A 14,846-nucleotide genomic window follows, 5' to 3' on the forward strand; every position below is an offset into this window, starting at 1 on the left:
CCCAACCAATATCGCTGACTTACACGCGAAATGCGGTGATTTTTCTATCCAGCTCTTCGGCGTTACTTTGCATAATTTCTGAAGTTTCGAGCAGCTCAGTCATGACCGTCACGGAACCTTCCACCAACTCACGCACATTGTTGAGGTTTTCATTCATCTCTTCCGCTACGCTACTTTGCTGACCTGCTGCAGCGGCAATTTGGAAGTTCATGTCATTGAGCTGCTGAACTTGACTTACGATACCGTCTAACTCACTCCCCGCGTTGGTGATAAGCTCAACCCCATCGGCCGCTTGCACCACGCTCTTTTCCATGAGTTCCACAGCGCTATTGGCACTGTTTTGCAGTTGCGAGATCATCTCTTGGATTTCCACCGTTGCATTTTGTGTACGCTGTGCCAAGTTTCGTACTTCATCGGCAACCACCGCAAAGCCACGTCCCGCTTCACCGGCACGCGCCGCTTCAATCGCGGCATTGAGAGCAAGCAAGTTGGTTTGTTCAGAAATACTACGAATCGTCCCAACCACACTGCTGATCGCCACCACTCGCTCTTCGACTTGATTCACGGCTTGTGCTGAAGAGCTGATGTCTTTCGAAAGTTCACTCATTTTGCTAATTGTGCTTTTAACAAACTGCTGGCCGGTTTGGGCTTGCTGAGAAGTATTTTCCGTCAAAGCCGAAGCACTCTGCGCATGTTCTGCCACGGTTTGCACCGTTGACGACATCTCGCTCATCGCAGTCGCCAGTTGATCAATCTCGTTGAACTCTTCTTGCGCCGAATCTTTGGTTTCCGACATGCTTAAGGTCATCACTTCCGTGAGTGAGGTCAGCTCTTGCGAAGCATCAATTTGCAGCTTAATCAGATCTTGCAGCTGGCGGCGGGTTTTCTCTAGCTCACGCGCCACATCCCCATACTCATCTTTGCAATCCATGGTGATCGGCTCGGAAAGGTTACGCTGCGCCATTCTTTTGATTGCTTCACTCAAATATTGAGTTTGGCGTAACATGACTCGCGCAGCAAACAGCAACAACACCACAAACACCACAATCAGTAATAGCGTTTGCCAAAAAACTTGTACCAAATAGTTATCGTAATGCTGCTGAGCGACTTCCACGCTATTGGTGGCAGCTAATAAAGATTGGTAGAAGGTGTGTGCATCCCACAGTTGCTTGCCAACGATCAACACCGTACTGAATACCATCAGCATCACCATTTTCGGGACGAGACGAACATCCGTGATTACCCTCTCCCATGGCTTAAAGGACATCGTTGCCATTGTCAGTTCTCCATTCTCTTTTTATATTGCGACTAAGTGCGAATTACCGATGATCCGCCACCTATTATTTCGAGCCTCGTATGAAAACCGATGATATCAAAAATGAAACAAAGCCAATGAGCTTGTTGTCGCTAATTCTCTCATTCATGGCGCTATTTGTGATCTCAGGCTTATTGTTTGTGCCAATCGATCATGAAACCCGACAAGTGCTTATCGGCATTGATTTTGTCATCTGTAGCATTTTCTTGCTGCAACTGACCGTAGATTTGATCCGCGCCAAAGATCGCCTGCAGTATCTCCAAGCACATTGGATTGATATTCTTGCCAGTATCCCCGTGATTGAACCGCTACGTTTTGCTCGGATTTTCCACATTTTGCGCGTGATTCTTGTAATACGCTCCGGTAAAACTATTTTGCGAGCCTTAACAGCCAACCGCCGAGAAACCACCTTAGCCACCATTTTATTGTTGTTGGTGGTGCTGCTGACGTTAGGCTCTAGCATGATGCTGATGTTTGAAAGCCATGATCCACAAGCCAATATTCGCACCGGAGGCGATGCTCTTTGGTGGTCATTAGTAACCATTTCAACCGTAGGGTATGGCGACCATTATCCGGTCACCAATGCAGGTAAATTAGTGGCCTCCGCCATTATTCTGTGCGGAGTCGGAATGTTCGGTATGATTTCAGGACTGATCACCTCGTTTATTACCTTGCCGGAACACCATCGACATCATTCCCAAGCGAACGAGAAAGAATCAACGCTGCAACAGCTATTAGAAAATCAGCAGAAATTGTTAGATCGCATGGAACACTTAGAACAGCAACTGCAACACCGCTCATCGGATACTGAGAAAGCAGTAGAAACCAAAGACAGACTTAAATAGCCCCAAAAGAAAGGGAAGCTCAACGCTTCCCCTCTCAATCAATTTTTAATCAGCACTACTCACGCCAATACGGATGCGCTTCTACACCCATAGTGCGGCTTTGCTCCATGGCATGCAAAATGGAATTCTCTTGGCGGATCAACCAACGCTTGAGTTGATCTTGTTCCTCACCTTGCAGCAGCTCTACCAACCGTTCTAACGGTTTAAGACGCAATAAATCATCAATACCGTGTAGTAAATCCGCCCAAGGCATGCGGAAAGCTTGTCGATCTTCTGCATCATACAAGCCGGCAAAACTAACGCCTGTGTACAGATTACGCATCAAGCGGTACTGCTGATCGAGGTACTCTTGTACACCTAACGCTTTACCAGGAGGAAAAGCATCCATTAACTCAGCCCAAGTACGGTCGAGTTGTTTCACGGAGAAGACTTCGAGTGACAGCGCCATTTTTTCGCGCGCTTTGTCATCCAAGAATGGCTGCCAACCACGAGTCAGCACCCAACGACTTAAGTCCAGCAACAAACCGGTGTAGCGAGCGCTATTGAGCAAACGCAATGTATCTTCACGCTGTGGCAAGCCTTCTTGCAAGGTTTTGAGTGCAGCAACTAAAAACTTACGCGCATCCAGTTTACGCAGCGCATAACCTTTATCTTCTTGCAAACTCTCTAGATATTCGAACTCTTTCAGCCACTGTAACTCTTGCTCTAACCATTTAAGCTCTTGGCGTAAAATGGCGCTGGCGCGGCGCGGAATAATGCCTCCGTAGACAGAAAGCAGTTGGCGCAGGTAGCTCACAGCATGACGAATCTCATGCAATGCCGCTACACCCTCACGTTCCGTGTAGATTTGCTCATGATAATGCCAGTGCGCTAACGCATGTTCTAAAGCACGAATAAAGCAGGACTCTGCGGTGTCATTCTTATCGACACTCACCAACGCCATCGGTTGTATTTCATCACCCGAATAATTAGCCGCTAAGCGATAGCCACGCGCGGCTTTACTCAGGTTACCTAAACGCATACCACCGTGTTCACACAACTGGCGTGCCAACGTAAACAGCGCATCGGTTTGGCCAGACTTAAGTTCTAGCTCCACTTCGCAAATCGGTTCTTGACGCTCACCTGCTACCACAACACCTTGGTCAAAGGCGACTTCGACTTGGCTACCATCGGCCATGCCAATCAGCCATTGTTCACGCGTGAAGTTGGTCGAGAAAAGCGGCATCAGTTCCGCTTGTAATTGAGCCACTTCTTTGCCTTGCGGCCAGATATCGGCAGGATGCAAAGAGAGATCGGGGTCATTGCTGTGATGTTCAGCATTGAATTCCGGACGCTGATGTAGACCTGCGACCACACGACCTGCGGTTTTCACCGTTTGGACATACACCTCATCAAAGCGACGGATGCGCAGTCCAATATCATGCTGACGCAACCAGTTATCGGGGGTATCAAAGTAAGTGTTTCCTAGCTCCCGACAGCTGTGCTGAAGTACTTTAGTCTCCAAAATCTTCGCGCGTAAAATCGTTGAAAATTCTGGAGAAACAAAAAACTTCAGTTCTATCTCGGTTTCCATAATTATCCCTTTCGATGCAGATGCCGACAGGATATTGCCTTATAGACACCGGAGCAAGAGAGAAATATCAGCCTAATGATGATCTAAAACAGTTTTATTGCGACAGTGTTTGGGTTAACATGCGCGCCTTTATAGCCAACGCTCAACATTTCATCATAATATGGTGTATGTTATTTCAAGGTTATAGTTATTAGGTTGAATGACCATGCCAGTAAATACAATCATGGGGTTATTTGCAAAGTCCCCTATTAAGCCTTTGCAACGCCACGTTGTGTGTGTGAATGAATGCTGCTCTCATCTGATCAACTTCTTTGAAGTCTGTAACAAAGGGGATTGGGAAAAAGCAGGTGAAATTCGTGCACAGATTTCTCACCTAGAGAAAGAAGCTGACGTGTTAAAGCGTGAAATTCGTCTTAAACTCCCTCGCGGTTTGTTCATGCCTGTTGATCGTAGTGACATGCTTGAGCTTCTTACTCAACAGGACAAACTTGCAAACCTCGCCAAAGACATTGCGGGCCGTGTATATGGTCGACAGCTTGTTATCCCTGAGCCTCTCCAAGAAAACTTCATCGCTTACGTTAAACGTTGTTTAGACGCGGCTAACCAAGCGCAGAATGTGATCAACGAGCTCGACGAGTTATTGGAAACTGGATTCAAAGGTCGTGAGGTAACTCTCGTGGCTGAAATGATCCATCAACTGGATGTGATTGAAGATGACACCGATTCCATGCAGATTCGCCTGCGCCAACAATTGATGGCCATCGAATCAAAAATGAATCCAATTGATGTCATGTTCTTGTACAAAATTCTGGAATGGGTGGGCGGTATTGCCGACCAAGCGCAGCGCGTTGGTGCTCGCTTAGAGCTTATGCTTTCTCGTTCTTAAATTTAAAGTTAACCAAATAACGAAGAGCAACCACACTATGACGACCTGCTAGGCGATGAGTATTTTCTACGCTGAAGGTCGTCATCTGCGTCAAAAACAGGTTTGGGTTGCTCCGCTTGTTATCAACAACTAGGTATTACGATGGAAATCCTTGCGAACTACGGCACCGTCTTGATTATTGTGGCAGCTGTCTTCGGTTTCTTGATGGCGATTGGTATTGGTGCGAATGATGTTGCCAATGCAATGGGCACTTCAGTAGGATCAAAAGCACTCACCGTTAAACAAGCCATTATTATTGCGATGATTTTTGAATTCGCAGGCGCTTACTTAGCCGGTGGTGAAGTTACAGAAACGATCCGTAATGGGGTTATCGAAACCTCTCTTTTCGCAGATAAACCCGATGTGCTGATTTATGGCATGATGTCAGCACTGCTGGCGGCTGGCACTTGGTTGCTGGTAGCGTCTTATATGGGCTGGCCGGTATCTACCACTCACTCTATCATCGGTGCCATCATTGGCTTTGCTTGTGTATCGGTTGGTACAGAAGCGGTCGACTGGAGCTCAGTACAAGGTATTGTCGGCAGCTGGATTGTCACCCCTGTGATTTCAGGCTTCTTTGCTTACCTCATCTTCGTCAGTGCACAAAGCCTCATCTTCGATACGGAAAAACCACTGATCAACGCGAAACGTTTCGTGCCGGTATACATGTTCATCACCACTATGGTGATTGCACTGGTTACCATCAAAAAAGGCCTTAAACACGTAGGTCTGCACCTGACTACACCTGAAGCTTGGATGTGGTCGGCAGTGGTATCTGCCATCGTGATGGTCGGCGGCTACCTGTATATTCAGAAGAAATTTGCTAATCGCGATGAAGACCACGGTTTCAGTGGTGTCGAGAGCATTTTCAGCACGCTGATGGTGATTACAGCTTGTGCAATGGCCTTTGCTCACGGTTCAAACGACGTAGCGAACGCGATTGGTCCTTTGTCTGCAGTGGTTTCAACCGTTGAACACATGGGTGAAGTGGCAGCGAAAAGCTCTATCGCATGGTGGATTCTACCTCTGGGTGGTTTCGGTATTGTTGTTGGTCTCGCGACATTAGGTCACAAAGTAATGGCAACCATCGGTACTGGTATTACTGAGCTAACACCAAGCCGTGGTTTTGCAGCCCAGCTAGCAACGGCTTCAACTGTGGTTCTAGCTTCAGGCACGGGTCTACCTATCTCAACCACTCAAACTCTGGTTGGTGCGGTACTGGGTGTCGGTTTTGCGCGTGGTATTGCTGCCCTGAACTTGGGTGTGGTACGCAACATCGTTGCCTCTTGGGTTGTCACTCTACCAGCAGGCGCGCTCTTAGCCGTGGTTTTCTTCTACGCCATTCAAGCGATGTTTGCCGGCTAAGCTGCACGTAAGCTCAATGTTAGCGAACTGTCATTATTGACTCAAACGCACAGAAAGGGAGGCTTTGCCTCCCTTCTTTGTTGCAGCGCCTGCCAAAACTGCATACTATTTGCCACAAACTTTATGAGACTTATCGCCAAATCTATCTTTAAATTAAGGGATTTACTGTGAAAAAACTGATCTGCATGGTGCTCTTTTCCATGTTGGCCGCACCAACGTTCGCGCAAGACCGCTACATCGCGGACAAACTCTTCACTTACATGCATTCCGGCCCAAGCAATCAATACCGTATTCTTGGCAGCATTGATGCTGGAGAAAAGGTCAAACTGCTTGAGGTGAATAAAGAGAGTGGTTACAGCCAAATTACTGATGAACGTGGCCGTACCGGTTGGGTAGAGAGCCGTTTTATCACCCGTGAAGTGAGCAACACTCTGCGCTTACCGGCCTTAGAAAAAGAGTTGGCTGAAGTGAAAAAGCTATTAGCCAATGCACGCCAAAACGCCGATAGCGAGCAAGCAGGTTTGGCAGAATCACTTGAACTTCGTAATCAGCAAATTGCCGATCTAGAGCGTAACTATGCAGACATCAGCAAGCAGCTGACCGATTCTCAAAGCGAAATTCGCGAGCTGCGTGCGAAACTCGATACACAAAAAGAAGATCTGCTGCTGAAATACTTCACCTACGGTGGCGGTGTTGCTGGTATTGGTTTACTGCTTGGTTTGGTATTACCGCATATTATTCCTCGCCGTAAGCGCCACCCTGCGGGTTGGGCATAGGCCACTTTTATCACATAACAAAACGGTCACTCATGTGGCCGTTTTATTTTTCTTCTCGTTGAAAGCAATACCTTTACCCTTTCCAATCATGCAGTGCCGGTATCTCAATTTCTTCACCGCCAAAGATAATCACACTGCTTTGTGGCTTGATACTTTCGAGCTTCACCTCTGGGGTTAGCATATCCCCTTCGCGATACTCTACCCCATTCACTTTTACCCAGCGTTTTTGTTCATTACTGGAAAAAGCGTGCATTTGAAAGTTCAGAGCTGGCAATCGTCCGGCATAACGATCGCTGTATTTCGTTAACTCCACCGCAGAAGAGGCTGGTGGAATTGAAGGGGTTGGTAAAGGCAAAGTCGGCTGATCGCGCATAATCGCCTGCACTCGCAATGCTAACTCTGGCGAAAGCTGAGTTAAATCGAGATCCCCCAAAGCCTGCTTCGATTCACTCGGCTGCGAAGCCCCCCTCAGTGTCGCAGGCGGCACAATGATATTTTCCGCGAGAACGACAGAATCCTCATCCTCATAGGGCTCATCTGCCACAGACTCAATAAAAGTGGGTTGCAACTCATGCCACTCAGGATACGTTAGCCGTTCCAACGGAGCATCAATCTGCACAATGGTTGGCTCTGTTTGCCGCGTTGCTGCTTCTTGCTGCGCTTGTTCATAACGTTGGTAGGTCATAACTCCAGCCGTCACCAACCCCGGCAATAACCACAGTGCTAAGTGCCACCAACGGGACGAATTCATCGCAGTGGGTTCTTGCTCGTTATAAGTGCGATCACTGATTGGCTGAGCTTGCAGATACTTTTGCTGAGACTGCTTCAAGGCATTCATCACTTTTGACATTAACCTTCCTCCTTCAAACTCGGCGCTTGCTGCTGAGTCAACAACTCAAGGCGGCGTAAGGTTTGTCTTCCTGCGATACCATCAACATGCATATTTTGCCAACGTTGGAACAGTTCAACCTTACGCGCTAAATCTTTATCAAACAGCTCACGGGGGCGCTCAGGCTCACCCAAAACTTGTGCGAGTTTGCTCTCTAGCAATGCCACATCTGCACCACGCATTCCTTGTTTTAACGTTCGAGAAAAACCACCCTGCCAAAGCAACGAATACTGGCCACGCCATAACGGCTCTAGCCATTGGCGCGCAATACGGTAACGCTCATTTCCCACCAACAGCTCCGCTTGATCGCCCGTTAAGCGATACAACACCGCGTAAGTTGGAACTTCATCCATCACTAAAGTGAGTACGGCGGGCAAATCATAAGCTTGTAGGGTAGCCCAATCCCCAGTTTGCGATTCACACCAGAGCACCGCATCCGCTTGAGTTTGGCAAAATCGCTCCATCACCGAGGCTTGATAGCCCCAAACCGCATACAGTGTGTCAACGGCATCTTCGCTACTGGTCGAGTTCAGTAACGCACTGCGCAGAGCTTGCGGAAATACCGTTTGTTCGGTTGGTGGCACAATCTCTGGCGCTGGGAAATAGGCTTGTACAGCTCGCTCAAGCTGTGGCGGTAATTGCCATGCTAGCAACACGGCAAGAGCAACACCGCCTAATGCGCTAGAGAGATAAGATAACTTCGGTGTTTGTGATTTAGTAGGTGTGACATGGTAGACGGAAGATTGAAAGCTCATCACCTCTTGGCAGGCACGTTTGATTCTGTCCAAACTCAGTTCCTGCTCACCCGCTTGATAAGCCTGTTTTAAGGCCGCATCACACACCAGATTGATTAAGCGCGGAATACCGTGAGTTTGCTGGGCAATCCACTGACAGGCTTTGCGATTAAATAGCTCAGGGTTACCACTGGCTTGTTCAAGCCGAAAGCGGATGTAGTCAGCGCTTTGCGCTTCACTCAGCGGCAGTAAATGGTAGCGCCCGGTAATGCGCTGCGCGAGTTGACGCAACTGCGGCATTCGCAACTTTTCTTGTAACTCCGGCTGACCAATCAGCAGCACCTTAAGCAATTTATGGCTCTCGGTTTCCAAATTGGTCAGTAGGCGCAGTTGCTCTAACACATCCGGTGCTAAGTGCTGCGCTTCATCAATCATCAACAGCACTTGGATGCCTTGCGCATGTTCGGCCAACAAAAACTCATGCAGTATTTGAGTCAGCTTCTTCAAGGTCGCTTTTTCCGGATAGTTCAGTTCGAACTCATCACAAATGGCTTCCAACAGCTCTAGATCCGAGAAAGTGGGATTGAGGATCATCCCCGCGCGCGTTTTGCCCGGCAAACTCGCCAGGATCGCTCGCGCGACAGTGGTTTTTCCTGTCCCGACTTCTCCGGTGAGCATGGCAAAACCACCACCATCGCCCAATCCGGCTTGCAGGTGTACTATGGCTTCCTGATGACGCTGACTCAGGTAGAGGTAGCGCGCATTGGGGACGATAGAAAACGGTAATTCGTCAAACCCAAAGAAGTTCAGATACATGCTTGTTGACCCTATTCATCACAGTGGGTGCAACGTATCATTGCTGACTAAGATTAGCCAATGCCATTCGCGCAATTTTTTGAGACTCTACGATGCAAATTTACCTCGTTGGCGGCGCAGTGCGCGATCAATTGCTGCAACTTCCAGTTTATGACCGTGATTGGGTGGTGGTCGGCAGCAGTCCACAAGCTATGTTAAGTGCTGGCTTTCAAGCCGTGGGAAAAGACTTCCCAGTGTTTTTACATCCGAAAAGCAAAGAAGAGCATGCCCTTGCCCGTACCGAGCGCAAAACGGGCGTAGGTTACACAGGCTTTGCTTGCCACTATGCTCCAGACGTGACTTTGGAAGAAGATCTGCTGCGCCGCGATCTGACCATCAATGCGATGGCGCAAGATAACTCTGGGCAACTGATTGATCCCTATGGAGGTCAGCGCGATCTCGCCGCGAAAGTGCTACGCCATGTTTCGCTAGCCTTCGTGGAAGATCCCTTACGCGTGTTGCGCGTGGCGCGCTTTGCGGCCAAGCTGCATCACCTAGGTTTCACCGTTGCCGAAGAAACCATGCAGTTAATGACTGACATTGCTCAATCAGGCGAATTACAGCACTTAACCGCCGAGCGTGTGTGGCAAGAGTGGCATAAATCGCTCTCGACCCATCATCCCGAAGTGTTTTTGCAGGTGTTACGTAATTGCGGCGCGCTGGCGGTGGTGCTGCCTGAAGTCGATCGCTTGTTCGGCGTGCCACAACCGGAAAAATGGCACCCTGAGATCGACACTGGTATTCATACGTTAATGGTTGCTAAACAAGCAGCAAGACTTTCCGAGTCCCTTCCCGTACGTTTTGCGGCGCAAGTGCATGATTTAGGGAAAGGTGTGACGCCATCCGCTGAATGGCCAAGCCATAAATTACACTGCCATACTGGGCTAAAAATAATTGAATCACTGTGCGAGCGCATTCGCGTACCGAACGAATTTCGTGATTTAGCGCTCGCAGTGTGCGCGCAGCACTCCAATGTTCATCGTGCCGATGAGTTAAAGCCAGCCACCAAGCTTAAAGTGCTGGGGCTTTTGGATGTGTGGCGCAAACCGGAGCGTCTTGAGCAAGTGCTACTGTGTTGTGAAGCGGATCATCGTGGCCGTTTAGGGTTAGAGGCCGAGCCCTATCCACAACGTGAGATTTTCCTGCGCGCCTACCAAGCCGCCCTTAGCGTAGAAGTTCAAGCCGTGATAGCGGATGGCTTTCAAGGCAAGCATATCAAAGAAGAGTTGGATAAACGGCGCGTATCGGCAATCGAGGCTCTGTAGTTCGTTGCCCGCAACCGTAGAAAGCAAAACGCCCTGCAATGCAGGGCGTTTTTTTATCGCGAGACTGTTATCGTCAACAGTCGCGGAGGCGCTCGCTTAAAATTAAGCTTGGCCTTTCACTTCTTTCAGACCGTTGAAAGGAGCACGTGAACCCAGAGCTTCTTCAATACGGATCAGTTGGTTGTACTTAGCAACACGGTCAGAACGGCTCATGGAACCAGTCTTGATTTGACCTGCAGCAGTACCTACCGCTAGGTCAGCGATAGTTGCGTCTTCAGTTTCGCCGGAACGGTGAGAGATAACTGCAGTGTAGCCAGCATCTTTTGCCATCTTGATCGCAGCCAGAGTTTCAGTCAGAGAACCGATTTGGTTGAACTTGATCAGGATAGAGTTAGCGATACCGTTGTCGATCCCACGCTTCAGGATCTTAGTGTTAGTTACGAACAGATCGTCACCAACGATTTGGATTTTCTTACCCAGTTTCTCAGTTTGGTATGCGAAACCTTCCCAGTCAGACTCGTCCAGACCGTCTTCGATAGAAACGATTGGGAACTTCTCAGTCAGCTCTTCTAGGAAATCAGAGAAACCGTTAGAAGTGAAGATACGACCTTCGCCTTTCAGGTTGTATTCTTTCTTCTCTGCGTCGTAGAACTCAGAAGCCGCACAGTCCATCGCTAATGTGATGTCAGTACCCAGTTTGTAACCTGCAGCCGCAACCGCTTCAGCGATAACTTCTAGCGCTTCTGCGTTAGATTTCAGGTTAGGAGCGAAACCACCTTCGTCACCCACTGCAGTGTTGTAGCCTTTAGACTTCAGTACTTTAGCTAGGTTATGGAACACTTCTGCGCCCATACGTACTGCTTCTTTCAGAGTTTTTGCGCCAACTGGTTGGATCATGAACTCTTGGATGTCTACGTTGTTGTCAGCGTGCTCACCACCGTTGATGATGTTCATCATTGGTAGAGGCATTGAGAATACGCCAGGAGTGCCGTTCAGCTCAGCGATGTGCTCAAACAGAGGCATGCCTTTTGCTGCCGCTGCTGCTTTCGCGTTTGCTAGAGAAACCGCTAGAATCGCGTTTGCACCGAAGTTTGACTTGTTCTCAGTACCGTCTAGGTCGATCATGATTTGGTCAATAGTTGCTTGATCTTTTGCATCTTTGCCAACCAGAGCGTCTGCGATTGGACCATTAACCGCAGCCAGCGCTTTCAGAACGCCTTTACCTAGGAAACGAGACTTGTCACCGTCACGCAGTTCAAGCGCTTCACGAGAACCAGTAGAAGCACCAGATGGAGCTGCTGCCATACCAACGAAACCACCTTCTAGATGAACTTCTGCTTCTACCGTTGGGTTACCACGTGAGTCGATGATTTCACGACCTAGAACTTTAACGATCTTAGACATTAATGTTTCCTCTCAATTGAATTTAAATGTCAAAACTAAAAGGGTAGCCACACTGCTAGAGTGGCTACCCGTATCCTTTTACTTCAATTCACCGCGTTGGTACTGACCTGCTGCTTTCACAAAACCAGCAAACAGAGGGTGACCATCGCGTGGGGTTGAGGTGAACTCTGGGTGGAACTGCGCTGCTACAAACCATGGGTGAGCAGGGTTCTCAATCACTTCAACCAGCTTCTTATCTGCTGACAGACCAGAAACCTTCAAACCTGCTTTTTCAATCTGAGGACGCAGCAGGTTGTTGACTTCGTAACGGTGGCGGTGACGTTCATGGATCGTTGCGCTACCGTACATTTCGTACGCTTTGGTACCTTTTTCAAGGTGGCATAGCTGTGAGCCTAGACGCATGGTACCGCCCAGATCTGATTTCTCGCTACGCTCTTCGACATTGCCTTCGCCATCTACCCATTCAGTGATCAAACCAACCACTGGGTATTTGGTGTTTTTATTGAATTCGGTTGAGTGTGCACCTTCCATACCCGCTACGTTGCGCGCGTATTCGATCAGTGCCACTTGCATACCCAAGCAGATGCCAAGGTAAGGAATTTTGTTTTCACGTGCATACTGAGCTGCACGGATTTTGCCTTCGATACCACGATCGCCAAAACCACCCGGTACCAAAATAGCATCTAGACCATTGAGCACATCGGTGCCTTTGGTTTCAACGTCTTGTGAATCCACGTATTTGATGGTCACGCTCAGGCGGTTCTTCAGACCTGCATGTTTCAGCGCTTCGTTGACGGATTTGTAAGCATCTGGCAGCTCGGTGTACTTGCCGACCATACCGATAGTCACTTCACCGGTTGGGTTCGCTTCTTCGTAAATCACCTGTTCCCATTCAGACAGATCCGCTTCTGGCGCGTTAATGCCAAAACGTGCACACACCAAATCATCCAAACCTTGAGAACGGATCAGTTGTGGGATCTTGTAGATAGAATCCACGTCTTTCATAGAGATAACGGCTTTTTCAGGCACGTTACAGAACAGAGCAATCTTCTTACGCTCGTTCGCTGGGATCATACGATCGCTACGGCAAACCAGAATGTCTGGCTGAATACCGATAGAAAGCAGTTCTTTTACTGAGTGTTGAGTTGGCTTCGTTTTTACTTCGCCCGCTGCCGCTAGGTAAGGGACCAGCGTCAGATGCATGAACATGGCGTTTTCACGGCCCACTTCGATTGCTAGCTGACGGATCGCTTCCATGAATGGCAGTGATTCAATATCACCCACAGTACCGCCCACTTCAACGATAGCGATGTCGTGGCCTTCTGAGCCTGCAATCACACGATCTTTGATCGCATTCGTGATATGAGGGATAACTTGAATGGTTGCACCTAGGTAGTCGCCACGACGCTCTTTGCGCAGTACGTCAGCGTAAACACGACCTGCCGTGAAGTTGTTGCGCTTGGTCATTTTGGTACGAATGAAACGCTCGTAGTGACCAAGGTCTAGGTCAGTTTCCGCGCCATCTTCCGTAACGAACACTTCACCGTGTTGAGTCGGGCTCATTGTGCCTGGGTCAACGTTGATGTAAGGGTCAAGCTTCATCATGGTCACTTTAAGACCACGAGCTTCGAGAATCGCTGCAAGGGATGCCGCTGCAATACCTTTACCTAGAGAGGATACAACCCCGCCAGTAACAAAAATATAATTTGTCGTCATGTTTAACCTGAAAATGGTTGAATGAGGGAAATGGATTTCTTCTGGACGGGACAAAACTATACCAGAAGCCCCCCATTGCCACAACGTGAAATCTATCACACTCAATTTTTTATTTTTTGCTTCAAATCAAACCAAATTGAAGCGAAGCGCATAAGCGGCACATTATCTGAGTCAATTTTGTCCCAAAAGGGACTCTTTTTCAGCAATTGAAAAATTAGCAGTTTAATCAACCAGTAAGCTCATCAATGAGTTGGCTTTCTTTTTTAATGCTCAGCCATTAAAACGGCTTTATCGCCTGTTTTTCTTCAAGTTTTACTTCATCCCAAAAACCATCCAACTCAGCCAAAGTAAAGTCCTGTAGTGGCTTATTTTTCGCTCTCGCTTTGTCTTCAACACCTTGAAAGCGGCGCACAAATTTGGCGTTGGCTTTGCTCAGAGCCATTTCAGGGTCATGCCCTAAATGGCGCACTAAATTGACGGTGGCGAACAATAAATCGCCTAACTCTTCTTCTACTTTTTGCGTATTCACGTCCACTTGCAGTGCTTCTTCCATCACTTCTGAGACTTCTTCGTGCACTTTGTCGACAACTGGGCCAAGGCTGTCCCAATCAAATCCGTATTTGGCGCACTTTTTCTGGATCTTGTGAGCACGCGATAATGCGGGCAATGAACGTGGTACAGAGTCTAGAATACTCTGCTCGTTTTTGCCTGCTTGGGCTTTTTCTTTGGCTTTTTCAGCCTCCCAATTGGCGTGAATTTGCTCGTTATTTTCAAAGGCTACATCTCCAAATACATGAGGATGGCGGCGCGTCAGCTTCTCATTGACTGTATCCACCACATCACGAAACTCAAACAGTCCCTGTTCTTTGGCCATTTGGCTGTAGAAAATTACCTGAAATAGCAAATCCCCCAACTCTTCACGCAAGTTAGGCCAATCGCGCTGGGTGATGGCATCCACCACCTCAAAGGTTTCTTCAATGGTGTATGGAGCAATGGTGTCAAAAGTTTGTTCTTTATCCCACGGGCAACCCTGCTCTGGGTCACGCAGGCGGCTCATGATCTGTTCGAGTTGTTCAATTGGGTGTGACATACATATCCTCACTGCTGGCCTAACATTGGATTTTTTGAGAGCCTAAAATAGCAACGAGGTGGAAGTTTTCACTTCTCACCTCGCCGTTTTGGTT

The 14,846-nt window shown here is 48.3% G+C and carries 12 protein-coding genes; 5 read left to right on the forward strand and 7 right to left on the reverse strand.

Going from position 1 to position 14,846, the window contains the following annotated elements; translation table 11 throughout:
• Positions 1-19: 19 nt before the first annotated feature.
• Positions 20-1,276: a methyl-accepting chemotaxis protein gene (locus VOA_RS01430; protein WP_032468388.1), complete on the reverse strand. Its 1,257-nt coding sequence runs from the start codon at positions 1,274-1,276 to the stop codon at positions 20-22.
• Positions 1,277-1,356: 80 nt separating this feature from the next.
• Between VOA_RS01430 and VOA_RS01425 the strand changes: the two genes are divergently transcribed.
• The gene (locus VOA_RS01425) at positions 1,357-2,160 is read left to right on the forward strand and encodes a potassium channel family protein (protein ID WP_000845225.1); all 804 of its coding nucleotides are present in this window, start codon (positions 1,357-1,359) and stop codon (positions 2,158-2,160) included.
• Between the two features lie 55 nt (positions 2,161-2,215).
• Here the strand turns inward: VOA_RS01425 and VOA_RS01420 are convergent, their stop codons facing one another.
• Entirely contained in the window at positions 2,216-3,733 is a 1,518-nt protein-coding gene (locus tag VOA_RS01420; RefSeq protein ID WP_000447096.1) for a CYTH and CHAD domain-containing protein, read from the reverse strand.
• A gap of 205 nt (positions 3,734-3,938) precedes the next feature.
• Here VOA_RS01420 and VOA_RS01415 point away from each other — a divergent pair, with 205 nt between their 5' ends.
• From VOA_RS01415 to VOA_RS01405, 3 genes are all read left to right on the forward strand, one after another.
• Complete coding sequence (locus tag VOA_RS01415; RefSeq protein WP_005514779.1) at positions 3,939-4,619, forward strand: TIGR00153 family protein; 681 nt, start codon at positions 3,939-3,941, stop codon at positions 4,617-4,619.
• Positions 4,620-4,760: 141 nt separating this feature from the next.
• Positions 4,761-6,023: an inorganic phosphate transporter gene (locus VOA_RS01410; protein WP_000404209.1), complete on the forward strand. Its 1,263-nt coding sequence runs from the start codon at positions 4,761-4,763 to the stop codon at positions 6,021-6,023.
• 167 nt (positions 6,024-6,190) lie between these two features.
• Positions 6,191-6,799 (forward strand): TIGR04211 family SH3 domain-containing protein, encoded by a 609-nt coding sequence (locus VOA_RS01405; RefSeq protein WP_000733232.1) that lies wholly within the window; start codon positions 6,191-6,193, stop codon positions 6,797-6,799.
• 73 nt (positions 6,800-6,872) lie between these two features.
• On the opposite strand, the gene VOA_RS01400 is transcribed toward VOA_RS01405, so the two are convergent.
• Together VOA_RS01400 and VOA_RS01395 are read right to left on the reverse strand one after the other, a co-directional pair.
• Positions 6,873-7,649, reverse strand: a complete 777-nt coding sequence (locus tag VOA_RS01400; protein ID WP_000048988.1) for a general secretion pathway protein GspB — start codon at positions 7,647-7,649, stop codon at positions 6,873-6,875.
• Entirely contained in the window at positions 7,649-9,238 is a 1,590-nt protein-coding gene (locus VOA_RS01395; RefSeq protein ID WP_000281096.1) for an ExeA family protein, read from the reverse strand. The genes VOA_RS01400 and VOA_RS01395 overlap by 1 nt, the downstream gene beginning before the upstream one ends.
• Positions 9,239-9,330: 92 nt before the next feature.
• On the opposite strand from VOA_RS01395, the gene VOA_RS01390 reads away from it, so the two are divergent.
• Positions 9,331-10,542 (forward strand): multifunctional CCA addition/repair protein, encoded by a 1,212-nt coding sequence (locus VOA_RS01390; RefSeq protein ID WP_001167862.1) that lies wholly within the window; start codon positions 9,331-9,333, stop codon positions 10,540-10,542.
• Positions 10,543-10,644: 102 nt separating this feature from the next.
• Here VOA_RS01390 and eno read toward each other — a convergent pair whose 3' ends face one another.
• The 3 genes from eno to mazG all read right to left on the reverse strand — a co-directional run bounded on the left by eno (position 10,645) and on the right by mazG (position 14,752).
• On the reverse strand, positions 10,645-11,946 hold the full coding sequence (gene eno, locus VOA_RS01385) for a phosphopyruvate hydratase (RefSeq protein WP_000036738.1): 1,302 nt from the start codon (positions 11,944-11,946) through the stop codon (positions 10,645-10,647).
• Positions 11,947-12,024: 78 nt separating this feature from the next.
• Positions 12,025-13,662, reverse strand: coding sequence for a CTP synthase (locus VOA_RS01380; protein WP_000210850.1), 1,638 nt, complete (start codon positions 13,660-13,662; stop codon positions 12,025-12,027).
• Positions 13,663-13,939: 277 nt separating this feature from the next.
• Entirely contained in the window at positions 13,940-14,752 is an 813-nt protein-coding gene (gene mazG / locus VOA_RS01375; RefSeq protein ID WP_000019257.1) for a nucleoside triphosphate pyrophosphohydrolase, read from the reverse strand.
• Positions 14,753-14,846: the final 94 nt, after the last annotated feature.

Origin of the sequence: Vibrio sp. RC586 (assembly GCF_000176715.1) — a bacterium.
Lineage (GTDB): Bacteria > Pseudomonadota > Gammaproteobacteria > Enterobacterales > Vibrionaceae > Vibrio.